General features: G+C 31.6%; 19 protein-coding genes. 3 read left to right on the top strand and 16 right to left on the bottom strand.

Annotation, left to right across the window (positions count from 1 at the left end; all coding sequences use genetic code 11):
• Positions 1–224 precede the first annotated feature (224 nt).
• The 6 genes from PW5551_RS06730 to pfkA all read right to left on the bottom strand — a co-directional run bounded on the left by PW5551_RS06730 (position 225) and on the right by pfkA (position 6871).
• Positions 225–1769 (bottom strand): TrkH family potassium uptake protein, encoded by a 1545-nt coding sequence (locus PW5551_RS06730; RefSeq protein WP_113075025.1) that lies wholly within the window; start codon positions 1767–1769, stop codon positions 225–227.
• A 4-nt stretch (positions 1770–1773) separates the two neighbouring features.
• Positions 1774–2454 (bottom strand): TrkA family potassium uptake protein, encoded by a 681-nt coding sequence (locus tag PW5551_RS06735; RefSeq protein ID WP_113075026.1) that lies wholly within the window; start codon positions 2452–2454, stop codon positions 1774–1776.
• Complete coding sequence (locus PW5551_RS06740; protein WP_113075027.1) at positions 2447–2881, bottom strand: NAD(P)-binding protein; 435 nt, start codon at positions 2879–2881, stop codon at positions 2447–2449. Before PW5551_RS06740 ends, PW5551_RS06735 begins: the two co-directional genes overlap by 8 nt.
• A 94-nt stretch (positions 2882–2975) precedes the next feature.
• Positions 2976–4388, bottom strand: a complete 1413-nt coding sequence (gene hslU / locus PW5551_RS06745; protein WP_113075028.1) for an ATP-dependent protease ATPase subunit HslU — start codon at positions 4386–4388, stop codon at positions 2976–2978.
• 45 nt (positions 4389–4433) lie between these two features.
• Positions 4434–5870 carry a pyruvate kinase gene (gene pyk / locus PW5551_RS06750; protein WP_113075029.1) on the bottom strand — a complete coding sequence of 479 codons (1437 nt, stop codon included), beginning with the start codon at positions 5868–5870 and terminating at the stop codon, positions 4434–4436.
• Between the two features lie 41 nt (positions 5871–5911).
• A complete protein-coding gene (gene pfkA, locus PW5551_RS06755; protein ID WP_370445934.1) occupies positions 5912–6871 on the bottom strand; it encodes a 6-phosphofructokinase in 960 nt (319 codons plus the stop codon).
• A gap of 212 nt (positions 6872–7083) precedes the next feature.
• Here pfkA and PW5551_RS06760 point away from each other — a divergent pair, with 212 nt between their 5' ends.
• Complete coding sequence (locus tag PW5551_RS06760; RefSeq protein WP_146738340.1) at positions 7084–7554, top strand: Fur family transcriptional regulator; 471 nt, start codon at positions 7084–7086, stop codon at positions 7552–7554.
• Positions 7555–7568: 14 nt separating this feature from the next.
• Here the strand turns inward: PW5551_RS06760 and gcvPB are convergent, their stop codons facing one another.
• Genes gcvPB through gcvT form a run of 3 tightly spaced genes read right to left on the bottom strand, consistent with a single transcriptional unit; the run spans position 7569 to position 11724 of the window.
• A complete protein-coding gene (gcvPB, locus tag PW5551_RS06765; RefSeq protein ID WP_113075032.1) occupies positions 7569–9011 on the bottom strand; it encodes an aminomethyl-transferring glycine dehydrogenase subunit GcvPB in 1443 nt (480 codons plus the stop codon).
• Positions 9008–10354 carry an aminomethyl-transferring glycine dehydrogenase subunit GcvPA gene (gcvPA, locus tag PW5551_RS06770; RefSeq protein WP_113075033.1) on the bottom strand — a complete coding sequence of 449 codons (1347 nt, stop codon included), beginning with the start codon at positions 10352–10354 and terminating at the stop codon, positions 9008–9010. The genes gcvPB and gcvPA overlap by 4 nt, the downstream gene beginning before the upstream one ends.
• Before the next feature lie 35 nt (positions 10355–10389).
• The gene (gene gcvT, locus PW5551_RS06775; protein ID WP_113075034.1) at positions 10390–11724 is read right to left on the bottom strand and encodes a glycine cleavage system aminomethyltransferase GcvT; all 1335 of its coding nucleotides are present in this window, start codon (positions 11722–11724) and stop codon (positions 10390–10392) included.
• A 254-nt stretch (positions 11725–11978) separates the two neighbouring features.
• Between gcvT and PW5551_RS06780 the strand changes: the two genes are divergently transcribed.
• Positions 11979–13109, top strand: a complete 1131-nt coding sequence (locus PW5551_RS06780; protein ID WP_113075035.1) for an exonuclease SbcCD subunit D — start codon at positions 11979–11981, stop codon at positions 13107–13109.
• Complete coding sequence (locus PW5551_RS06785; protein WP_113075036.1) at positions 13106–16228, top strand: AAA family ATPase; 3123 nt, start codon at positions 13106–13108, stop codon at positions 16226–16228. Before PW5551_RS06780 ends, PW5551_RS06785 begins: the two co-directional genes overlap by 4 nt.
• A 50-nt stretch (positions 16229–16278) precedes the next feature.
• Here PW5551_RS06785 and rny read toward each other — a convergent pair whose 3' ends face one another.
• The 7 genes from rny to polA all read right to left on the bottom strand — a co-directional run bounded on the left by rny (position 16279) and on the right by polA (position 24645).
• Positions 16279–17832 (bottom strand): ribonuclease Y, encoded by a 1554-nt coding sequence (gene rny, locus PW5551_RS06790; protein WP_113075037.1) that lies wholly within the window; start codon positions 17830–17832, stop codon positions 16279–16281.
• Between the two features lie 2 nt (positions 17833–17834).
• The gene (locus PW5551_RS06795; protein WP_113075038.1) at positions 17835–18305 is read right to left on the bottom strand and encodes a regulatory protein RecX; all 471 of its coding nucleotides are present in this window, start codon (positions 18303–18305) and stop codon (positions 17835–17837) included.
• On the bottom strand, positions 18280–19398 hold the full coding sequence (recA, locus tag PW5551_RS06800) for a recombinase RecA (protein ID WP_113075039.1): 1119 nt from the start codon (positions 19396–19398) through the stop codon (positions 18280–18282). The genes PW5551_RS06795 and recA overlap by 26 nt, the downstream gene beginning before the upstream one ends.
• Positions 19391–19999 (bottom strand): RNA 2',3'-cyclic phosphodiesterase, encoded by a 609-nt coding sequence (thpR, locus tag PW5551_RS06805; RefSeq protein ID WP_113075040.1) that lies wholly within the window; start codon positions 19997–19999, stop codon positions 19391–19393. The genes recA and thpR overlap by 8 nt, the downstream gene beginning before the upstream one ends.
• Positions 20000–20041: 42 nt before the next feature.
• Positions 20042–20554, bottom strand: coding sequence for a CDP-diacylglycerol--glycerol-3-phosphate 3-phosphatidyltransferase (gene pgsA / locus PW5551_RS06810; RefSeq protein WP_113075041.1), 513 nt, complete (start codon positions 20552–20554; stop codon positions 20042–20044).
• Positions 20523–21860 (bottom strand): 30S ribosomal protein S12 methylthiotransferase RimO, encoded by a 1338-nt coding sequence (gene rimO, locus PW5551_RS06815; RefSeq protein ID WP_113075042.1) that lies wholly within the window; start codon positions 21858–21860, stop codon positions 20523–20525. Before rimO ends, pgsA begins: the two co-directional genes overlap by 32 nt.
• Positions 21861–21963: 103 nt before the next feature.
• The gene (gene polA / locus PW5551_RS06820; RefSeq protein WP_113075043.1) at positions 21964–24645 is read right to left on the bottom strand and encodes a DNA polymerase I; all 2682 of its coding nucleotides are present in this window, start codon (positions 24643–24645) and stop codon (positions 21964–21966) included.
• Positions 24646–24668: the final 23 nt, after the last annotated feature.

The following is a 24668-nucleotide window of genomic DNA, read 5'->3' on the forward strand; positions in this document are numbered from 1 at the left end:
CCTTCAAGGAAGGGGAATAGAACCGACTACCCCGTCTGCAGCATAAAACGTTGCATCCACCCCTTCGAGGAAGGGGAATAGAAATGACTACCCCGTCTGCAGCATAAAACGTTGCCATTAAACCAATTGACATGGGGCAGCTAAAATATAAGACGGATTTTTATTTTTCTTAAATTTGTTTTTTAGATATGAAAAACAAAAGGTCGTTCAAGTATTAAACAAAATTAAAAGAACTCTCTAATATCTTTAAATACTTTTATAATTGCATTTATTATGACAAAAAATTCTAAACGTCCAAGATACATCCCTAAAGTTTGTGTCCAAATAACCCCTAATGGGGCTTGTCCAGAAGTAATTCCTACTGATAGTCCTACTGCTGATAAAGTTGAGGCATATTCAAAAAGAGCTTCATGTAGAGGATATCCGTAAGCTAATAAAACAAAAACTCCAATAAAATAAGTAATAAAGTACATAGTAAATACTACTATCACATTTTTTATAGATTGCAAATCTATTTTTTTTCTTGAAACACCTTTGTAGACTTCAATATAAAAGGTGGAGCCTGATGGCTTGAAAAAGTCCTTTATTTGGTCTAATATGAGTTTAAAAGCAATATAAACCCTGAAAAGTTTAAGTCCACCTGATGTTGAATCCATCATACCTCCAAGTATCATCAATATAGTAATAATTAATAACCCCAAAAAATTCCATGAAGCAAAAGATACGGTCGAAAAGCCAGTTCCTGTTAAGGCTGATATAGTTTGAAATGCAGCATGAACAATTCCTTGACCGGCGTTATAAATCTGGTAAGTGGTAAAACTAAAAACTAAGACGAATGAAATGATCAAAATAAAAAGCATAGTTTTTGGTTCTGGGTTTTTTAAAAATGGTTCTGATTTTATCTTTTCTCTTAACTCTAAAGAACTAATCTTGCCTGATTTGTAATCTTTTCTGTTTCTTATAAAATTTCTAACCATGATAATAGCCGCATAGTGAACCCCGAATCCTGTTCCACCGATAATCATTAATACCATGATTATTATTTCAACTTGTAAACTACCAAAACTACCGATACTAAAATTCCTGGTAGAGAATCCTCCCGTTGCAAGACCGGTTAAAGTATGATTAAAAGCATCAAAAAAAGATAGTTTTCCTATCAACATTAAGAGTATAACCCCTATTAATGCCCATGCCAAATATATTCTAAGTATAATTTTGGCTGATTCCCTTAAGTTAGGGACTAAATTATCTGATCTCCCTTCAGCCTGGTATATTCCTACTCCCATCGCACCAACCACAATTACGGTTATTATTGCAAAGCCTGCACCCCCAACAAATTGCATGACTGACCGCCATATTAATACCGTTCTTGGTAATGATTCAACATCTGAAAACATAGATAATCCTGTAGTCGTCCATCCACTTGTTGATTCAAAGACAGCTTGAGAAAAATTTAACAGTCCAGAAAAAATAAAAGGGAACGAAGACAAAAAAATTGCTAAAGTCCAAACGAAAAAAACGGTAACTACGGCATCTTGAGTATTTAATTCTTTTTTTCTTTCTCCTTTCCCAAAAAATCTAAAAACAAATGCAATTGTAAAAGTAATTAAGCTACTGCTTAGAAAAGGCAAAAAATCCTTAGGAGTGTCATAAATAAATGCAGTTAATCCTACTATTAAAATCAAAACGCCCAAACCAATAATAATACTTCCAGTATTTCTAAAAATAGTTTTATATCTTAACTTCAAAAAATATTTATATGAAGGCACTTAATCACCTCGATTTCAAAGTTTCTTTAACTTTTTCCACTTGCTCTTTTAAAGCAAAAACAATTAATCTATCCCCTGCTTGTATTTCTGTATTTCCTTGAGGCACCATCATCTTTCCATCTTCTCTTATTATTATTCCTATTATAGAATTTTGTGGTAAATGCAATTCTTTCAAACTCTTGTTAACAGATGCATTATTTTCATTTATAGATAATTCCAAGATAGATAATTTCTCCATATATGGATTAAAAAAATCGGTGATCTCTTCATGTATTAAAGAAGATTCTATCAATTTCTGCATCCAAGAAATTGGTACGAGTGTTTCAACATTAATTCCTCTGAAAATAGTTTCGTTTTCTGTTGCATTGACCAAAGAGATGATTTTAATGTTTTCGTAATATTGTCTTAGTGACCAGGATACTACAAAGTTGAGGGCATCATCATCAGAAATAATTATTAGCGCTTCAACTTTCTTGCTAAGTTCTAGATTTTCTATCCATTTGATGTCTGTTGGATCCTGTTTTACAAGTTCTAATAAAGGGAAATTAACTTTTAACCCATCTAAAATCTCTAAATTGTCTTTGTTCATACTAACGTAATAGACTTCATTTCCTAATAACAACAATTTTTTTGCTAGTGAATAAGCCAAAGTTTTCCCTTCAATAATATAAAATGTTCTACTCATTTGTACCAACCGCCTTTTCTAACTCTTCAACTAATTCAATCACTGAATCTTCTATGGGACAAAACAAATTTAAACCAGCTTTGATGAATATAGCTTTTTTTATAGGATCGTTAACCCTAGCCGCCAAGTTTATATTTTCTTTCATCTTTTTTATTCCATAAGCTAGCATAAAATTCAAATTATCATCTGGTGTAACTATATAAATCATATCTGCTTTTTCAACATTGACGTTCTTTAATGCTTCCATATCGTTTGTATCAATTACTTTTGTAAAACCAATGAAATTTCTTCTTGCTAATCTTTCAAAGGAACTTTCCTCTTTATCAATTACAACCACATTATGAGTTTTACTCAATCTAATAGCTAATTCCGAACCCAACCTTCCGCAACCTATAATAATTATATTTTTAGAATTGTTAATTCTCATATAATTCCACTTCCTATGTTATTAGATTTTGATATTTTAATAAAAACAGAACACCAGAATAGGTGTTCCGTATAATTAAGCTAATATAGAAAATTTATAATATATACTCTCTGAGATCTTCATTCACATAAACCTTACCTAATCTCAAATCTACATAGTTTTTATCTATTTTTACTTCCCACTCTCCTGTTGCTGGAGCTTCATAAGATACTTCCTCAAGCACCTTTTCAACGACTGTATAAAGCCTTCTTGCACCAATATTTTCAACCTTTTCGTTCAGTTCAAAAGCTATATTTGCTATCCTTTCTATTCCATCTTTGCTAAATTCTACATTTACACCATCTGTTTCCAACAAGTATTGATACTGTTTTAATATAGCATTTTTTGGCTGAGTTAAAATTCTTACAAAATCTTCCTCAGTTAAGTCTGAAAGTTCTGCTCTTATCGGAAATCTCCCTTGTAACTCTGGAATCAAATCCGATGGTTTAGATTCACTGAATGCACCTGCTGCAATAAATAAAATATAATCAGTTTTGATTGATCCATATTTTGTTACCAAAGTTGTTCCTTCTACTATCGGTAACAAATCTCTTTGAACTCCTTCTCTAGAAACATCCGGACCTGAACTTCCTCCTTTGGATGTAACTTTATCAATTTCATCTATAAAAATAATACCTTTATTTTCTGCTCTACTTACGCCTTCTTGAACCATCTTATCTTGATCTATTAATTTTTCTGCTTCTATAGGTTCTAAGACCTTTCTTGCTTCTGATATTTTCATCCTTCTTCTTTTTTTCTTTTTTGGCATCAGATTTTGAAACATCTCTCCAAACTGTATCCCCATATCTTCAAACTCTGGTCCAAGCCCGGCAAACATAGGGGATGATTGTTCTTCAACTTCAACTTCGATTTCTAAGTCTTCCAACTCACCATTTTTTAGTTTTTCCCGTATTTCTTGTCTTCTTTTTTGAATATCTTCATCTTCTTTTTCATAGCTAGTACTATCTTGATTAATATATTCATTACCTTGATTGAAAAGTTGCATTACATCCATCAGATTGGCTTGGCGTTTTGACTTTTTCTTAACTGGAACTAAAGCTTCGACTATTCTTTCTTCCACCATCCTTTGAGAATTTTCCTTTACCTCTTCCATCATTTCTTTTTTCACCATATTAACAGATGAATCAACAAGCTCTCTGACCATGCTTTCAACGTTTTTCCCCACGTAACCCACCTCAGTGAATCTTGTTGCTTCTACTTTTACAAAAGGAGCGTTTGCTATTTCAGCTAATCTTCTTGCTATCTCCGTTTTTCCAACACCTGTTGAACCGATCATCAGGATATTTTTTGGAATTACGTCCTTTCTTATTTCATCAGGTAAAGCTAGCCTTCTTATTCTGTTTCTTAAAGCTATGGCAACCTGTTTTTTAGCATCATCTTGGCCAATAATATACTTATTCAATTCTTCTACAACTTTCTTTGGAGTTAATTCTTTTTTATCGTTCATATAATTCACCTCAATAATTATTTAAATCAATATTTTCTTACTAATTTATACTTCGTGTACCTTTAAAAGATTAGTTTTACTAGAAAAACCGTAAGGGATACCTGCAGTTACAATTATATTATCACCTGGAAGAACAACGTCCAATGATTTAACTATATTCGTTACACTCTCCAACATATTGTCTGTATCGGTGAACTTTCTCATTATTACAGGTGTTACACCCCATACCAATGCCAACCTGTGATAAGTTGTTAATCTTGGTGAAGCGGCTATGATTTTGGAGTTTCTTCTAAATCTGGATAAGGCTCTTGCGGTATAACCACTGTATGTAGTAGCAACTATTACATTTATACCAAGCTGTTCTGCCATTTTTACAGCAGACATTGTAATAGCGTTTGTTGAAGGATCTCCTCCCCCATAAGTTGAATAATCAAACTTGTACAAATATTCATCCAACATCTTTTCAGTTTCGAAAGCAACTTTGCTCATAACTTCTACTGCTTTTTCTGGGTATTTACCTATAGATGTTTCACCGGATAACATAATTGCATCTGTTCCATCTAAAATAGCATTTGCAATATCCGTAGCCTCTGCTCTTGTGGGAAATGGATTGTTAATCATGGTTTCCAACATTTGAGTAGCAGTTATAGCTGGTTTTGCCATTGTGTTCGCTATTTCTATTATTCTTTTTTGTAGTAATGGGATCTGTTCAACTGGCGCCTCTACTCCCAAATCTCCTCTAGCTACCATAACTCCGTCTGATTCTTTGATAATTTCTTCTAAGTTATCTAGAGCCTGCAAAGTTTCTATTTTTGCAATCACCGGAAGATCGGGCATTCCTAATCCTGCTAGAATTTTCTTTGTTTCAGTTATATCTTGAGCCTTTCTAACAAATGATTGTGCTATATATTCAACATTCCACTCCACAGCTTTGTTTAAATATTCTATATCTTTTTCAGTTAAAGGAGGCATTCCTATATCGATACCAGGAACGTTTATCCCTCTTCTACCGACAATGGTCCCTCCTGTTATAACTTTAGTTTTTATTTCTTTTTCAGTTGTTTCTGATACTACTAGTCTAATCTTTCCATCATCTAATAATATATTATCCCCTTTATTTACTTCTTTTGGTAATTCTTTGTAATTTATGCTAACTTTATCACAACTACCAACTATATCTTCACTGGTTAAAACAAATTCTTGGCCCTCTTTTAATGTGACTTTATCCGTATCAAAAGTGCCTGTTCTTATTTTCGGGCCTTCTAAGTCCAATAATATAGCTAAAGGAATATTCAATTCTCTTCTTATTTTTTGCAATAATTTAACTCTTTTTTCGTGATCCTGGATAGAATCGTGGGACGTATTTAAACGGGCAACATTCATCCCGTTCTCAATTAAATTCTTAAGAACTTTTTCTTCCTCTGTAGCTGGTCCTATAGTGCAAACAATTCGAGTTTTTTTATTTTTGAGTTTTCTGTTCATAATTATCCTCCTAAAAACATCATTATAAGAAATTTTATCTTCTAAGATAAAATATTAGCTAATTTTACTATCTCTAAGTCCAAAGATTTTTTTTCTGCTAACACCTTTTCGATAGGTGTTCTTATAAGATCGTTTCTACTTAGCCCAATCATAACATTAAATTCGCCTTCTATAAGAGATTTTACAGATTCATTCCCCATTCTTGAAGCTAATATTCTATCAAACGCACTTGGAGACCCTCCTCTTTGAATATGTCCCAAGATTGTTATTCTAGTTTCAAAACCAATTCTATTCTCAAGATGCCTTGCAACCGTATAAGCACTTGCGGAGCCTTCTGCTACTACAACAATTGAATTAATCTTTCCGCGCTTCCTTTCTTCCCACATTTTTTCAGCAAGAGAATCATAATCTGTAGGAATTTCAGGGATGATAACAGCCTCAGCACCTATAGCAAGTCCCGTCATCAAAGCAATGTAACCAGAGGTTCTTCCCATGACCTCAACAATAAAAGCTCTTTCATGAGATGAAGCAGTGTCTTTTAATTTTTGAAGAACATCGATAACCGTATTTAAACAAGTATCTACTCCTATACTCATATCGGTGTAAGCAATATCGTTATCAATCGATCCAGGAACTCCTACGACTGGAATTCCTTGTTCGTCAGATAAAAGTTTTCCTCCCGTCAAACTTCCTTCTCCACCAATAATAACCAATGCATCTATCCCTAAATCTTTCAGATTATCAGCTGCTTTTTTTCTAACTTCTGGTACTTTAAACTCCGGAACTCTAGCAGTTCTTAAGATTGTTCCACCTCTTTCCATAATTCCACCAACATCTGAATAATTAAACTTTTTATAATCTTTATCTAGAATTCCTGCATAACCTCTCAAAAATCCATAAACTTCTATATTTTCAACAACGGCGCTTCTTGTAACCGCTCTAATAACTGCGTTCATGCCAGGAGCATCTCCACCACTGGTTATCAATCCAATCCTTTTTATTTTGGACATTGGTACCCCTCCTAAATTTTTCCAAATTCTAGATTTAATTAATTCTCCGTTTAGCGAATTTAATTATCTAATTTGAATAGGAACTACCTTCTTATTATATCACTTGTTTTTTGACACTTTTGTTAATTCAAATATAAAATGAATAACTCATTTAACAATTTTGTGCTATAATAAATTTAAATTCAAAAGTTAAAGTTTAGGTGATGAAATTGACAGTATATGAAAAAGAAGATGTTGTTAAAATACTTAAGAATAAAAAGATAAAAGTAACACCGAACAGACTCTATATAGCAATTAAGCTTTTTAATTCCACTGATCATCCTTCAATAGACGAACTACATCAAAATTTAATAAAAAGCGGAAAAAGAGTTTCGTTTACTTCAGTATATAATATAGTAAAACTTTTTAAAAACGCCGGTTTAGTTCAAGAAATTATGCTTCAAAATAAAATTCGATATGATGCTAATATTACACCTCATGCCCATTTTATTTGTAGAAAATGTGAAAAAATATGGGATGTACAGATTGATGATAATTCAATTCTTAACAGAGAAGATTTAATAAATTTCAAGAACATAGTTGAAGAAAAATTATCTGGCTATAAGGTTGATTCAGTTGAAGTCAATTTAATTGGAATTTGTAAAGATTGTAGTAATAAAAATAGTGAGGCTTAAGCCTCACTATTTTTCTAATTACCTTCCCATTTAACTTTTAATTCTTTATTTGCTTTAACATCATCCAGTCTTTTTATAGGTAATTTGGTAGGAGCTTCCTTCAGTTTTTCAGGTGAACTCTTTGCTTCTTTAAAAATTCTTTCGTATATTTCCGCAATTCTATCAAGGCTTTCTTTACTCTCTGTTTCTGTAGGTTCAATCATCATAGCTTCATCGACTATAAGAGGAAAATAAACAGTGGGAGGATGTATTCCATAATCTAACATCCTTTTTGCGAAATCCAAAGTCGTAACATTATACTCTTTCAAAGAACTCCCTTTAATTACAAACTCATGTTTACAAATATCTGGATAAGCTATTTGTAAAAAGTTAGAAAGTTTCTTTCTTAAATAATTAGCGTTCAAAGTAGCTAATTCACTAACTTTTTTCAAACCCTCTTTTCCCATACTTAAAATATAAGCATAAGCTTTTAACATCACAATAAAGTTACCATAGAAAGATCTAACTCTGCCTATACTGTTTGGAATATTGTATTCAAAATAAAATTCTCCGCTATCTTTTCTAGAAACAATAGGTTTTGGCAAGTAATCTTTCAGGAAGGATTTTACGGCAATAGGACCACTTCCAGGACCACCCATTCCATGTGGAGTAGAAAACGTTTTATGAAGGTTGAGATGAACAACATCAAACCCGTTGTCTCCAGGTCTAACCTTCCCCATAACAGCATTTAAATTTGCCCCATCATAGTACAGCAATGCTTTATTCTTGTGTATCATATCAGATATATCCAATATATCTTTTTCAAAAAGTCCTAAAGTATTCGGATTAGTTAACATAATTGCAGCCGTATTTTGGTTAACTAAAGATTGTAGATCTTTTAAATCAACCCTTCCCTCGTCATTTGATTTTACTTGAACTACCTTAAATCCTGCCATAACAGCAGAAGCAGGGTTAGTTCCATGAGCTGAATCAGGAATGATAACTTCATTTTTATATCCTAAATTGTTATCCTGTAGATACTTCCTAATAATCAACATGCCCGTAAGTTCACCGTGGGCACCTGCGGCGGGTTGTAAAGTAATTGCATCCATACCTGTTATTTCTCTGAGATATTCTTGTAAATCATACATTAATTCCAAAGTTCCTTGAATCGTTTCTTCTTCCTGATATGGATGTAATTTTATAAAGTTTTTGAATGAAGCTATTTCTTCATTTAAGAAAGGATTGTATTTCATTGTACAAGATCCTAGTGGATAAAACCCTTTGTCAACTGAATAATTTAAAGCTGCTAATTCATTGTAATGCCTTACTATATCAACTTCATATAATTCAGGTAGGTTAGAATTCTCTTTTCTGATTAAATGTTCCGGAATATCATATTCAGTCTTCTCAACATCTAATTCAGGTAAAGAATATGCCCTTCTACCTTCGACAGATTTTTCAAATATCAATTTCATACCAATCCCTCCAAAAATGAACAAAGAAAATCGATATCTCTCTTTTTAGTTAGTTCCGTTACGCAAAACAAAACTTGATCTTTCATTCCAGGATAAAATTTCATTAACGGTAATGGGCCAAAATAATTTTGCTCTAAAAGTTTATTATTTAAAAATTCAACATTTAACTTACTTTTTAAAACAAACTCGTTGAAAAAAGGTCCTTCAAACACCGGTTCAAACTTCTCACTTTCTATTAATTTTTTTGCTAAATAATGTGCTTTATAATAATTTTGTTCGGCTACTTCTTTTATCCCTTGTTTACCCATTACATTTATATATATAGAAGTCAAAAGAGCATTAAAAGCATGATTAGAACATATATTTGAAGTCGATTTTTCCCTTCTGATATGTTGTTCCCTTGTTTGTAAAACCATACTGAATCCTCGTTTCCCCTCTTGATCTACTGTTTCTCCTATTATTCTACCTGGCATTTTTCTTATATACTTCTTTTTTGAGGCAAAGAAACCTAGACCTGGTCCTCCAAGAGATGGATGGTTACCTAATGACTGTCCTTCTCCAACAACAATATCAGCCCCAAACTTTCCAGGAGCTTCTAAAAGTCCTAAAGAAATAGGGTACGTTGTAACTATAAAAATTACATTATCAGGAATATTTTCTTTTATTTTTTTCAAATCTTCGACTATACCAAAAAAATTGGGATAAGCAACAACAACACATGAAGTATTCTCATCAATTTTTGAATTTAAATCTTCGATATCAACCTGCCCTGTTTGAGAAATATAATTTACTTCTTCTAGTTTCATCTCTTGAGCTTCAATATAAGTTTTGACTACTTCTTGGTATTCGGGATGTACTAATTTAGAAACCAAAGCATTGTTTTTGCCATTAATTCTTTTTGCCATCAACACAGCTTCTGCTAATGCGCTGGCGCCATCATACATCGATGAATTAGCTACCTCCATACCAGTAAGCTCACAAATTAAACTTTGATATTCATAAAGCATCTGTAGAGTACCTTGAGAAACTTCGGCTTGATAAGGTGTATATGCAGTTAAAAAGTTTCTATTGGAAGCGATTTGATATACAACAGAAGGTATATAGTGGTTATAAATTCCTGCGCCTCTAAATATCCCATAATCTTCTATGTTTTTATTCAATTTAGCCAAATCTTGAAGTCTTTCTTTAACTTCTATCTCGCTCATACTAGAAGGTATATTCAATGTAGAATTGTATAAATGCGGAACATCTTCATACAACTCATCAATACTTTCTATGTTCAAAAATTCAAGCATTTGCTCTACATCTTTTTCAGTATGAGGCAAATAAGGGAATTTATTCATAATATGTTTTCACCTCTTTCGTTTTTTGTATATTACTATATTTTTTTGTTTCTAACACTGCCTTTATAGAAAGGAGTTTTTACTATTTCTGTTTCCAACATTTTATTTCTAGCTTTTATATATATCCTTGTGCCTATTTTTGAAAAATCTTTGTCAACGTAACCCAATGCAAGATTTTTGTTCAAAGTTGGTGATTTAACACCGCTTGTTACAAAGCCAATCTTTATATCTTTAGACTCGTCGTATATTTCATAACCGTGTCTTACAGGCATCTTATCAAGTATTTCCATGCCAACCAACTTTCTTTTGATTCCTGTTTCTTTCTGATTTAAAAGTACATCTTTCCCTATAAAATCTTTATCAAAATCAACCGCCCATTTTAACCCCGCTTCTAATGGAGTTGTATTATCATCCATATCGTTACCATACAATAACATTTTAGGTTCAAACCTCAAAGTGTCTCTACAGCCAAGCCCACAAGGCTTACCATCAACTTGTTGAGCTAATTCTAAAAGTTTATCCCAAACGTTTACAGAAATTTCTGGAGGCAAATAAAGTTCAAAACCATCTTCTCCAGTGTATCCGGTTCTAGAGATAATAACTTTTTTATTATCTATTTCAATATCTCTAAAAGTATAATAATCTACTTCATCCAAATTAATTTTAGTTAAATATTTTTGTAACTGCTCTTGAGCCTTTGGACCCTGAAAAGCTATCTGACAGTATTCATCACTAACATTCTGAACATCAACATCAAATTTATCGTCATGTTTCTTAATCCAATTAAAATCTTTTTCTGTATTAGAAGCATTTACGACCAATAAAACCTTTTGATTGCTAAACTTATACGCTAAAAGATCGTCAATTATACCTCCATTATCGTTACACATTGGAGAGTAAATTATATCTCCTGCTTCTATTTTCTTAATGTTATTTGTTATCAAAAAATCAACAAATTCTTCAGCTTCAGACCCTTCTATAAGAATTTCTCCCATATGAGAGACATCAAAAACACCAATATTATTTCGTACTGATTGATGTTCATCTATAATAGAAGAATACCACAAAGGGAGCTCCCATCCTGCAAATTCACCTAACTTAGCGCCTAGTTCTTTATGTTTATTATATAGTGGTGTTTTTTTCATCTCGTTTAATTCTTCGCCTCCTTTTTTAAACCCTATAATTATTTGTTTAGCCTTTTCAAAATCCTCTTCTTCAACATAAATATCGTAAATTACACCTTCACCAAAATACTCTCCGCCTATTCCTATAGAAGATTTTAAAAAAGCCTGTATACCGTTATTCTCAAGAACCTGTTTCAAAATTTGACTCCGAGAAAAATCATAAAATTCTTTGACTTTTTTCAACATCATATAAACCTCCCAAACTTTGTTTTGAAAACTCTTGAGATTATCTTGCGGGAGAAACAAAGAAATTTTTTTCATTACAATTATATCATTCTTTACAAACGAATAAAAATAAGAAATATCTAAATTGGTCATTTTTTCAAATAGATCGAATAGTAGTTATTTCTTAAAAAAACAATCTTCCTTTTCTATGGTATAATTTTTTATAAGATCAAAAATAACTAAATTAAAGAAATATGCAAGGTAGGTAAAAACAAGTGAAATTTATACATACCGCTGACTGGCATCTTGGAAAAATAATTTACTCAAATTATATGACCGAGGATCAAAGATTTATTTTGAATAAGTTCATAAACTACCTACACAGTAATTCCCCTGATCTTTTGATTATATCTGGTGATTTATACGATAGAGCAGTACCGCCCTCCGAGGCAGTTAGTTTGTTGAATGAAGTCCTTTCAAAGATTGTTCTTGAAATGCAAATACCGACTTTAATTATATCAGGGAATCATGATAGTTCTGAAAGGCTTGAATTCTTAAACGGTATCCTTTCAGGAATGAATCTCCACATAGAAGGAACTTTGAAAAAAGAAGTAAAAAAGATAACCTTTGAGGATGAATATGGACCAGTTAACTTTTACTTACTTCCATACGTTGAAATGCAAAGGGCAAAAGAACTCTTTAAAACTGATTTTGAAAACAAGACACAGGTTATCGAATACTATATAGACAATATGAAGGTTAAAGATGATGAGCGAAATATTTTAATCGCTCACGAATATGTTATGGGGGCGGAAGAAAGTGAATCAGAAAGACCGTTATCAATAGGTGGCAGTGAATATGTTGAACCTTCAGTTTTTAATAAGTTTGACTATGTGGCCTTGGGGCATCTTCACCGCCCACAAAAAGTAAAAAATGAAAATATAAACTATTCTGGTTCACTTCTTAAGTATTCTTTTAGTGAAGTAAACCACATAAAGGGCATGAATATTGTTAAAATGAAGGAAAAGGGAAATGTTGAAATAGATAAAATAAGCTTCAATCCTATCAGAGAAATGAAAATTATTAAAGGGATGTTTGAAGAAATAATCAAAAAGAATCCATCCGACAATTATTTGCAAATCGTCTTAGAAGATGAAGAACCGATTTTTGATGCGATATACAAATTAAGGGCTAAATTTCCAAACGTTTTATCCCTTGAGTTTCCAAACCAACAAATTTCAGAAAACATATTTTCATTGGACAAAAATGTAAATGATATATCTCCTTTAGAAATTTTTGAGATTTTTTTTAAAGAAGTAAAAAAAAGAGAGTTGTCTATTCAAGAAAAAAGAAAAGTAGAAGAAATATTTGAAGAAGTAATAAAAGAGAGAAGTGATGAAAGTTGAAACCTCTAAACTTAAAATTCCAGGCTTTTGGCCCTTTCTTGGAAGAACAAGAGATAGATTTTACAAAATTACAAAACGAAGGTTTATTTTTAATATCTGGTCCAACTGGAGCGGGTAAAACAACTATTTTTGATGCGATATGTTATGCACTGTATGGTACAGGTTCTATGGGAGAAAGAGGAGATTCTAACGCTAGATCCGATTTTGCAGATGAAAGTAAAGATACTTATGTAGAATTTGAATTTCAGTTGAAAGATAAAAGAATTAAAGTATACAGATCACCTCGTTATGAAAGAAAGAAAAAAATAGGGGAAGGAATAACGGAGCATAGACCAGAGGCCAATATAAAAGTATACCAAAATGAGAAATTAATAGTTCAAACAGAAGGAGTTCAACAGGTTACAGAAAAAGTAGAAGAGTATTTGAGACTAAACTATTATCAATTCAAGCAAATAATGATGATACCTCAAGGTGAGTTTAGAAAATTTATATTAGCTGATTCGAACGAAAGGGAAGAAATATTCAAAAAGATATTTGATATAAGTGTCTATGAAAAGTTTGAAAATAAGATAGATGAAGTTTATAAAGATATTCTTGATGAACTAAAATTAAAAAAAGAAAGAATTAAAAATTATATATTAAACCTAAATATACAAGAACAGAGTTTTAAAGATCTAATCAAAGAAGAAAGTATAGACATAGAAAAGGTATTTGATTTAATATTGTTAGAGATCCAAAAAAACCAAGAGTTAATAAAAATAAAGATTCTAGAACAAAATAAAAATAAAAAAGAAGTTGATGAATTAAATACTAAACTTCAAAAAATAAAAAGAAACAACGAATTAATTGATAGAAAAGAAAACATAAAACAAGAAATAAATGAGCTTTTAAAAAACCAAGATAATATTAAAAAAAAGAAAATTGTATTAGAAAAAGTCCAAAAAGTTGAAAAAATAATTCCTTATGAAGACCAGCTTGTTGAAGCAAAAAGAAAATTAGAGAAAGCAAAAAAAGAAAGTGAACACCATAAAATTTTATTATTTGAAAAAGAAAAAGAAGAAAAAACATTAGAGAAAGTTCTTAAAACCCTTGAAAAAGATTATCAACAACTATCTGGTATTCAGAAAGAAATTGAAGAGTTAAACGACAAATTACCGAAGATAGAAGAAATGCAAAATAAACAAAAACAGTTAAAAGATTTGGAAACAGCTCTTAGCCTAAAAAATAAAAGTATATCAAAGATTAAAGAAGCGATTCTAACAGGCAAAACTTTGCTTGAGAAAAATGAAGAGTTCATAGAAAAAAACGAGGATATTCACCCGGAGATTTTAAAATTCCAAGTAGAAAATCTAAAAAAAATAATCACTTCAACAAATAAACTTTTTGAGGATAACTCCGAATTTATAAGGGTTAAGAAAAAATACAATGACATCCTTAAAAAGATTGAAGAAAAAGATCATGAAATTAATCAACTGAAAGAAGCGTATAAAAATAAGAATCTAGAGTTTATAAACTCACAAGCTTATATACTTGCTTCAAAACTTAAAGAAGGCGAACCTTGCCCAGTATGTGGAGCAACATTTCATCCTTCACCAGCGAAACCTCATCATCAAACGGTAACAGAAATAGAGGTAAGAGATTTAGAAAAAGAGATACAAAAAAAAGAGGAAGAAAGAGCTAAAATTCTGTCAATGTACGATGAAATATCAAAAAAATATTCTGAGTTATCGTCACATATTGATCATGAATACTTAAGAATATGTAAAGAGGCACAACTTTCTCCAAAGAAAGATGAAGAAATATCTTTTCACTTACAAGATATTTTAAAAGCTAAACAGAACGAGGTATATATATTAGAAAATGAATATAAAGAAAAATTAAATATTTATAATAAGATAAAAAAAACAAAAGAAGAAATCATCTTTATCAAGAAAAAGATAAAAGAATTAGAGATAGAAAATGAAGAATTAACAAAAACAGTTGATGAGATGAACAAAAAAAAGATAGAGCTCTCTATAGAGATAAAAAATCTTAACCAGCAAATCTTAAATAAAACTGTGGAAGATATTCAGAAAGAAATAATTCTGAAAGAAAACTTCGTTAAAAAAACTCAAACTCAATATCAAGAAAAAACAGAGAAATACAAGGTAATATCCCAAGAAATAAATACTTTAAAAGGTAACATTATAACCCTCAAAGAATTAGTTTCTACTTATCAAGAAGAGGCAATCAGATTTGAAAAAATATTCAATCAAAAAATTGAAGAAATGAATCTTAAAAACTTTGAAGAATACCAAATAATAAAGGACAAAATGAATGAGGTTGATCAACTAGAAAAGGTAATAAGAGAATACGAAGATGAATTAAAAGATAAACAGAGTATTCTAAAAGATCTCGAAAATGCGACAAAGGATCTCCAAAAGATAGATGAGATTCCCATACTTCAAGAAATTAAACTTATTCAGAAGAATATAGAAAATTTAATAAGTGAACAAACTCGCTTGGAAGAAAGAAAAAAGGGTTTAAAAGAATCTCAAAAGAGTATAGAGGAAACACAAAAAGATTTTGAAGAAGCTGAAAAAAAATATAGAACAATTAGAGTTCTTAGAGATGTGAGTGTAGGGAACAACGATTCAAGAATAAGTTTAAGTAAATATGTTTTAACTTATTATTTTGAAGAAATATTATCATATGCCAACCAAAGGCTTAAAAAATTAACTGATAACAGGTACAGAATGCTGAGAACCAAAAATGTAACTGATGCCCGTAGAAAAGAAGGTTTGGAGATAACAATTTTTGATAACTATACTGCAAAAGAAAGACCTATAAAAACACTTTCTGGGGGAGAAAGCTTTAAAGCCGCTTTGTCTTTGGCGTTAGGAATGGCAGATGTGGTACAAAATCATTCTGGTGGTGTAACCTTAGATACTATATTTATTGACGAAGGATTTGGCAGTTTGGATACAAACTCTCTAGATAATGCCATAGAAGTATTGATGCAACTCAATACTTCAGGAAGAATGGTTGGAATAATTTCTCATGTGAATGAGTTAAAAGAGAGAATAAATACTAAGATAGAAGTAATACCTGATAAGAAGGGAAGTAGAATTAAATTGTAAAATTAGGGATGCAGTTATCGCATCCCTAATTTTTGTTAAATTAAAAGCTATTAACTTGCATAAGATACACTTCTTTTTTCTCTAATTACAGTTACTTTAATTACTCCTGGATATTGAACCTTCTCTTCTATCTGAACTGAGATATCATGAGCTAACTTTTCAGCTATTTCATCTTCAACCTTATCAGGTTGAACTATTATTCTTAACTCTCTCCCTGCTTGAATAGCATAGGCTTTGTCAACGTACCTAAAGGATTTTGCGATTTCTTCTAATTGTTCTATTCTTCTTATATAATTTTCTAACGTTTCTTTCCTTGCACCAGGTCTTGATGCTGATAACGCATCACTTGCTCCTACTAACACCGCCTCAGGAGTCATAGGATCGACTTCGTTATGATGGTATTGAATAGCGTTGACAACTTCCAACTTCTCTCCATACCTCCTAGCAATCTGCCCACCTACTAAAGCGTGTGAACCTTCTACCTCGTGATCTATTGCTTTACCTAAATCGTGCAAAAGAGCTGCCCTTTTTGCTAATTCAACGTTCAAACCAAGTTCGCTAGCCATTAATCCTGCAAATTGAGATACCTCTATAGAGTGTTCCAATACATCTTGTCCATAGCTCGTTCTGAATTTGAGCCTCCCAAGAAGCTTTACAATTTCCATATGAGGCTGCTTTATTCCTACCCTCATTACTGCTTCTTTTCCTACTTCTTTAATGTATTCTTCAATTTCTTTTTTTGATTTTTCATATAATTCTTCTATTCTAGCAGGATGAATTCTTCCATCTGCAACAAGCATTTCTAAAGTTCTTTTCGCAATCTCTCTCCTCAAAGGATTAAAAGAAGATATTACCACCATTTCAGGTGTATCATCGATTATTAAATCAGTTCCTGTTAACTTTTCAAATGTTCTAATATTTCTTCCTTCTCTTCCTATTATTCTACCTTTCATATCGTCTGTTGGCAGGGATACGGTAGACGTAGTAATTTCGTTAGTAATATCGGATGCGTATCTTTGAATAGCTGTAGTTATAACCCATCTAGCGTACTTTTTGGAATCTTCTTCATAATGATCCTTTATTTCTTTAAACTTTTGAGCAATTTCTGTCTCATACTTTCCTCTAGCTTCGTTTATAACTATCTCTTTTGCCTCTTCTTCTGACATTTTTGCGATTTCATTCAATTTTGTTTCCAATTGGACTTCTAAAGTTTTTACTTTTTCATGTTGTGATTCGAGTTTTTCCTTTAATTTTTCCAAATTTTCTTCTTTTTTGTCTAAATTTTCTTCTTTTTTTATCAATCTTTCTTCAGTAGCTTTTAACTCTTCTTTTTGTTGTTTTACTTCCATATCAAACTGCTGTCTCAATTTATGTATCTCTTCTTTTGCTTCTACAAGTTCTTTCTGTTTTAATGTTTTTGCTTCTTCCTCTGCTTTTTCTAATTTTTCTTCTATTTCTTTCTCTTTATTTCTTATCTCGCTTTCCAACTCTTCTTTTTTCTGTTTTAAGGAAGAGAGAACTCTTTTATTCCCAATGCCAATCCCTAAAAGAAAAGAAACAATAAAAATAGCAACAGCAAGAATAATATATACCAATATTTCCAATCTTAATCACCTCTCAAGTTTTCTATAACACAGTTTATAATGTCTGGCTCAAAACCTCTTCTATACAAATAATCTTTAGTTTTGAGAATGTCCCGTTTTTTCTCATAATAAAATTTTGCTAATTCCGTAGCAATTTCAATCAAATCTACTTCACTTTTAACCCTTTCTAAAGCATCGGATATTAAATAATCATCAACATCCAGTTCTCTAAGTTTGTGTTGAATAAACATTGGTCCCTTTTTATCGAGAGTTAACTTATCATAAGCATAGAGATAAGCAAATAACTTATCATCAACAAGTCCACTTTTTTTAGCTTTTTCAATTACTTTATTAACAATATCAATACCATATCCCTTTTCAATGAGACGTTTTTTTAATTCTTCTTCTGATCGCAAACGATACTTAATTAGATTCAATGCAGTTCTCACAGCAGCTTCTTCATCAAGTTTAGTTTTCTTTCGTATCTTTTTCATTTTTCTTTATCTGTTTTTTTGATGAGGATTTTTCAAACTTCTCTATAAGGGCTTCTGGTATTGTTAACTCGTGATTCTTTCTAATAGTGTATTCAAAGTAATCAAGAATATCAGGATTTTGAACAAGATAATCTACAGAGTTGGTTTTTCCTTGTCCAATACTGATCTCTTCACCTTTTTCGTTAAAGTAAGAAAACCAGGCCCCTTTTCTTTGAATTAAACCTTCTTGTAGAGAAAGGTTAAAGATGTCGTTTTCTTTTGCTATACCCTTACCAAATATCATATCAACTGACGCTTCTCTGAAAGGTGGAGCAACCTTATTTTTTACCACTTTTAATGTTGTTTCGTTTCCAATTTGCTCTTTTCCTTCTCTAATGGGGCTACCTTTTTTCACATCAATTCTTATTGTTGAATAAAATTTAAGAGCAATACCTCCAGTAGTAGTTTCTGGATTCCCGTAAACTACTCCGATTTTCATTCTAACTTGGTTGATAAAAATAACTATAGATTTAGATTTGCTTATACTTCCTGCCAGTTTTCTTAAAGCTTGAGACATCAATCTAGCTTGAAGTCCCATGTGAGAATCTCCCATTGCTCCTTCTATTTCAGCCTTTGGAACTAAAGCCGCGACAGAATCTACAATGATTAAATCTACAATATTCGATCTAACTAAAGAATCAACAATTTCAAGTGCTTGTTCTCCGTAATCCGGTTGTGAAACTATTAATTTGTCGACATCTACACCTAATTTTTTTGCGTATTCTATATCCAAGGCGTGTTCAGCATCTACAAAAGCAGTTATCCCGTTCAACTTTTGGACTTCTGCTAATGATTGTAAAGCTAAGGTGGTTTTCCCCGATGACTCATTTCCATATATCTCTATAATTCTACCCCTTGGATATCCTCCTATCCCTAAAGCAATATCAAGAGAAAGAATTCCGCTGGGAATAACAGAGATATTTCTATTGTCTAAACCCTTTCCCATTATCATTACTGAACCAGAACCATGACTTTTTTCTAGTTCTTTAACTAGCTTTTCCAATAAAACTTCTTTTCCGTTTTCGTTTGTACTATTTGTATCGTTTTTATCCATTAATTATGACGCCTCCTTCAAAATCAACCGTGTAAAGTTTCTTGTATATAGGTCCTTTGCGTGTTAGTTCGGAAGAATATATTCCTATGGAATTGACATAAACCCTAATTTGGTCAAAATTAATGGTTTTGATCAATTCTCTCCAATGATTTGGATTCGATTTAACTCTTCCAACTGTTATGTGAGGTACAAAGATATCATTTTTAAATTCTAAATTTGATATACTAAGAACTTTTTTTATTTCTTCACTTAACCCTATTAATGATTGTTCTTCTTCTATCCCTAACCACAATACCTTAGGAATGGATGAATTTTCAAAGTATCCAATCTTATTTATATTGAAATGAAAGGTTGGAAATCCTGAAACTCTTTCCCCTATTTTGTATGCTAATTCAGCTATTTTTTCCATCTTTTGATCTCCAAGGAAAAAAAGAGTTAAATGGATATTTTTGGTTCTTGTCCAATTAGCTTTAAAGCCCATTCTTTCGAGTTTTTCAATGAGCTCATTCAACGAACTTTCTAACTCTTCGTTTGTTTCAATTGCAATAAAAGATCTAACTTTATCCATACTATGAGTATTTTTATTTTTTAACTGTGTCATTTGTCTGACTCCTTCCTTAAATAAATAACTTAATAAAACAAACTAATTAATCTGTTTGATGTTTTTTATAGTGTAATTAAATGCAGATAACAAACTTATTATCACTGTTAAATATAATAAAAAAGTAACCAGAACCATCCAGAGATTTAAATAAATAACTATAATTAGTAAAATCTGGAGGACTGTTTTAATTTTACCAGACATATCTGCTGGAACCACTACACTTTTACTTGCTGCAACCATCCTTAAACCACTCACATATGTATCGCGAGAAACTATAACTGCAACAAACCACGCTGGCAAAATTCCCGCTCCAAGCATAGCAATAAAAACTGTGTTTATGAGTATCTTATCAGATATTTGATCGAAAAATTTTCCTAAATCGGTAACTTGCCCTGTTCTTCTTGCTACAAGACCATCCAACCAATCTGTCAAAGAAGCAATAATAAAAAGTATCAAAGCTGTTGTATAAATAGGTTCCCCAAAGATTGTTAAAATGAATATAGGAATAGCCAAAATTATCCTAGAAAAGCTCAATAGGTTTGGTAAATTCATTTTGAACTACTTCCCCTTCCATATCATATTCGTAGAAATTGGTTATTTCTACTTTAGTGAAATCTCCTAAAGACAATTCAATTTCAGATCCTCTTTTTATAAAGACATTCCCATCTATCTCTGGAGCATCTAAAAAGCTTCTTCCTATATAAATACCGTTATCATATTCCTCTACTAGAACCTCTAAGACTTTACCCATATAACTTTCCATAATATCTTGAGAAATCTTACTTTGAACGTTCATTAATTCTTCTTGACGCTGGTTTTTAACCTTTTCTGATACCTGTTCAGGTAATTTGTAGGCCTTTGTATTTTCTTCCTTTGAAAACGTAAAACTTCCCATTCTATCAAACTTAACATCTTTTACAAAATCAAGTAGCTCTTCAAAATCTTCATCTTTTTCTCCAGGAAACCCGACCATCAAAGTTGTTCTTATAACAGAAGGTTTTTTTCTTATACTTTCAAAAAGCTTTGTTAGTTCTTCTTTCTTTTTTACTCTTCCCATTGCATTTAATATCTTTTCTGAAACATGCTGTATTGGAATATCAAAGTAATTGAGCACTTTTTTGTTTAGATGTATAGAATCAATGATCTCTTGAGTTAAAAAATCTGGATGTAAATACATCACTCTTATCCAGAATTTTCCTTCAATCTTTTCCAATTCTTTCAGTAAATCTGGCAGAGCTTGTTTTTTGTAATTATCCACACCGTACAACGTGTTATCCTGAGATACCAAGATAATCTCTTTAACTCCGTTTTGAACTAAAAAATCGATTTCTTTTTTTATGTCCTCGATACTTCTGCTCTTTGGTTTCCCTTTGAAAGTAGGAATCGAACAAAACGCACAATTTCTACTACAACCGTCGGCAATTTTAACGTATGCATAGGAAAGTTCTGGCTTTGCTCTAACTTCACAGATATAAGTACTCTCAGGTGTATCAGCCTTGAAATAATACTCTTTTTTCTTTAACTTATCAATGATTGTTTTGGGGGATAGTACTCCGAATAATCCATCAATTTCGGGAATATCTTTTAAAATTTCATCAAAGTATCTTTCTGTTAAACAACCGATAGGAATGACTTTTATATTTTTATTTATCTCTTTGAATGATACATATTCAAATATACTTTCTATATTTTCCTTTTTTGCATCTTCAATAAATCCACATGTATCTATAAATATATAATCAGCTTCTTCTGGGACTTTTTCGTAAGTATATCCTTCTTTTTCAAGTAATCCTTTCAACACTTCCATATCCGCATCATTTTTGGGACATCCCAGTTTTACAATATGAAACTTTGACATGCACAACCTCCACTCGCTGCATATTTTTGCTTAATAGATTATATCAAATTCTCTTTAAAAAAAGAAAAAATTGTAATAATGAACTATACAAAATTATAAATAATTACTTTTGCCATCTTCTACCTACGTTTATATCAACTTTTAGAGGCACATCTAAAGACACTACATTCTCCATAGAATCTTTAACGATAGTTTTAACCTTCTCTTCTAAACTTTCGGGCAATTCGACAACTACCTCATCGTGTACCTGTAAGATGAGTTTTGCTTGTTTGGGAAGTTCTTGATATAACTTAATCATAGCTAACTTCATTATATCAGCAGCACTACCTTGAATAGGCGTATTTATAGTTATCCTTTTCAATTCTGATTTACCGGTTTTAATACTTTTAATAAACCTCTTTCTTCCAAAGATGGTTTCTACATAACCTTCTTTTTGAGCATTTTTTAAACATTCATCTTGGAATTTTTGGACATTTTTGTAAGTTTCAAAGTATCTTTCCATGAAATGTTTTGCATCTTCAACAGAAATAGATAAGTTCTTGGCTAAACCGTAAGGAGAGGAACCATAAACGAGAGAAAAGTTAACAACCTTTCCTGCCCTCCTCATGTTATAGTTCACCTCTTCCAACTTCACTCCAAATATTGCAGCCGCAGTTAATGCATGTACATCTTCGTTATTTTTAAAAGCCTTTATCAATGTTTCATCTTTCGCTAGGTGAGCTAAAACTCTGAGCTCTATCTGTGAATAATCCGCACTAAGTAAAACATATTCTGATTTTTGAGCTTTTACAGTTCTTCTAATCCTTTCCCCCTCTTCTTCTCTAATAGGAAGGTTTTGCAAATTAGGATCACTGCTACTTAATCTACCCGTTGCTGTACCGGTTTGATTGAAAGAGGTATGAACTCTTCCGGTCTTTTTGTTAACCAACTTTGGAATAGCTAATATGTATGTAGATAAAAGTTTTTGATATTTTCTGTACTCCAAAAGCTTTTCTACTATTGGATGTTCATCTCTTAATGCTTCTAAAGAATCTGCATCGGTTGAGTAGGAACCGCTTTTGGTTTTTCTTTTTCCTTTTAAGCCTAATTGTTCAAAAAGCAATTCTCCAACTTGTTTTGGTGAGTTTGGATTAAATTCATATCCCGATATATTTTTCATTTCCAACATCAAAGAATCCAATTTAATGTTGTACTCTCCTTCCAAAGTTTTCAGCTCTTCTAAATCAAAAAAAACACCGTTCATTTCCATCTCTGATAATACATTTATGGTAGGTATTTCTATTTTTGATAATAGTTCAGATAGCTTAAATTCTTCTAACTTTGGCTTTAGCACTTCAAAAAGTCTGTAAGCTATATCCGCATCTTCACCTGCATATTCAACAACTTTTTGTTTATCGATATCTCCAAGGGTTAAAAGTTTTATATCTTTTCCCATAACTTCTTTATACTTTGTAGTTCTATAATTCAAATACTCTTTAGCCAAATCATCCATATTAAACCTGCGACTGTCAGGGTTTAGAAGGTATGCCGCTATCATAGAATCAAAAAAAACTGATTTTAGTTCTAACCCATTTACCTTTAAAACAGAGATATCGTACTTCAAGTTTTGCCCTATAATCTTTTTTTTGTTCAATATATGTATCAATTCACTTGTTATTTCCCATCTTTTTGGATCTTTGTATAGGTATAAAAAATATCCTTCAAAAGGTTTTACAGACAAAGCTATTCCAACTAAATCTGCTTGATATGGATCTAAAGACGAAGTTTCAAGGTCAAAGGATACTATTTCGTTTTTCTCTATAATTTCAAATAATTCTTTGTAATTTTCTGAGGTATATTGATTGTATTTTCCTTTGTAAGAATAATCCATTTTCTTTTTTGATTTTATTTCTTCTTTTTTGGTTGAGGTATCTGTAATATCTAATTCTTTCAATATAGAACTGAATTCTAACTCTTTTAACAGATCTTTCAGTTCGTTCATAAATCCTTTATACACTATTTCTTCGTCATTGTATATTTGCTCAATAGGGGCATCTGTCATTAATTGAACTAACTTTTTACTAAGATACGCAAAATCTTCCCCTTCTTTTAGTTTTTTTTGAAGAGAACCCTTTATTTTATCAATATTTCTAAACACATCTTCAATAGATGTATACTCTTTCAACAATTGTTGAGCTGTTTTTATTCCTACCCCTTTTACTCCCGGTATATTATCAGCACTATCGCCCATCAATGCTAGTAAATCGACAATTTTTTCGGGAGGCACTCCCATTTTATTTTCAACTTCCTTTGCGTCGTATTTAACGATTTCAGTTATCCCCTTTTCAGGTCTTAGAATATACACGTTATCTTTTACAAGTTGCATCATATCTTTATCTGAAGTGATTATATATACGTTATCATATTTTTCTTTTTTTTTCTTAACTATTGTAGCAATAACGTCGTCTGCTTCATAATTATCCATAACAACCAACTTAACACCTAAACTTTCAATTAATTTGTAGATGTAAGGGATTTGTTCAATATAATTTTCAGGAGTTTTTGGCCTTTGTGCTTTGTATGTTTCTAGTAATTCGTTCCTATATGTTGTAGTCTTTTTATCCATAACGAATATGACAGAGTCTTCACCATTTCTGACGTACTCTTTCAGAAGTTTTAAAAGCATTCTTGTAACCCCATAAATAGCATTAGTTGGAAGTCCACTTGATGTACTCATCCAATCGCCTAAAGCAAAAAAAGCTCTATAAGCGATTCCAGAGCCGTCTATTAAGTATAAATTTCCCAATGTGAAACACCTTCTCTCTATTA

The sequence above is a fragment of the Petrotoga sp. 9PW.55.5.1 genome (assembly GCF_003265365.1).
GTDB lineage: Bacteria > Thermotogota > Thermotogae > Petrotogales > Petrotogaceae > Petrotoga.

Bases quoted from the DNA above. Each gene is read 5' to 3' on its own strand.
- PW5551_RS06735 (WP_113075026.1), bottom strand. From the start codon at position 2,454: ATGAGTAGAACATTTTATATTATTGAAGGGAAAACTTTGGCTTATTCA.
- PW5551_RS06740 (WP_113075027.1), bottom strand. From the start codon at position 2,881: ATGAGAATTAACAATTCTAAAAATATAATTATTATAGGTTGCGGAAGG.
- hslU (WP_113075028.1), bottom strand. From the start codon at position 4,388: ATGAACGATAAAAAAGAATTAACTCCAAAGAAAGTTGTAGAAGAATTG.
- pyk (WP_113075029.1), bottom strand. From the start codon at position 5,870: ATGAACAGAAAACTCAAAAATAAAAAAACTCGAATTGTTTGCACTATA.
- PW5551_RS06760 (WP_146738340.1), top strand. From the start codon at position 7,084: ATGAAATTGACAGTATATGAAAAAGAAGATGTTGTTAAAATACTTAAG.
- gcvPB (WP_113075032.1), bottom strand. From the start codon at position 9,011: ATGAAATTGATATTTGAAAAATCTGTCGAAGGTAGAAGGGCATATTCT.
- gcvPA (WP_113075033.1), bottom strand. From the start codon at position 10,354: ATGAATAAATTCCCTTATTTGCCTCATACTGAAAAAGATGTAGAGCAA.
- gcvT (WP_113075034.1), bottom strand. From the start codon at position 11,724: ATGTTGAAAAAAGTCAAAGAATTTTATGATTTTTCTCGGAGTCAAATT.
- PW5551_RS06795 (WP_113075038.1), bottom strand. From the start codon at position 18,305: ATGAAAAAGATACGAAAGAAAACTAAACTTGATGAAGAAGCTGCTGTG.
- recA (WP_113075039.1), bottom strand. From the start codon at position 19,398: ATGGATAAAAACGATACAAATAGTACAAACGAAAACGGAAAAGAAGTT.
- thpR (WP_113075040.1), bottom strand. From the start codon at position 19,999: ATGACACAGTTAAAAAATAAAAATACTCATAGTATGGATAAAGTTAGA.
- pgsA (WP_113075041.1), bottom strand. From the start codon at position 20,554: ATGAATTTACCAAACCTATTGAGCTTTTCTAGGATAATTTTGGCTATT.
- rimO (WP_113075042.1), bottom strand. From the start codon at position 21,860: ATGTCAAAGTTTCATATTGTAAAACTGGGATGTCCCAAAAATGATGCG.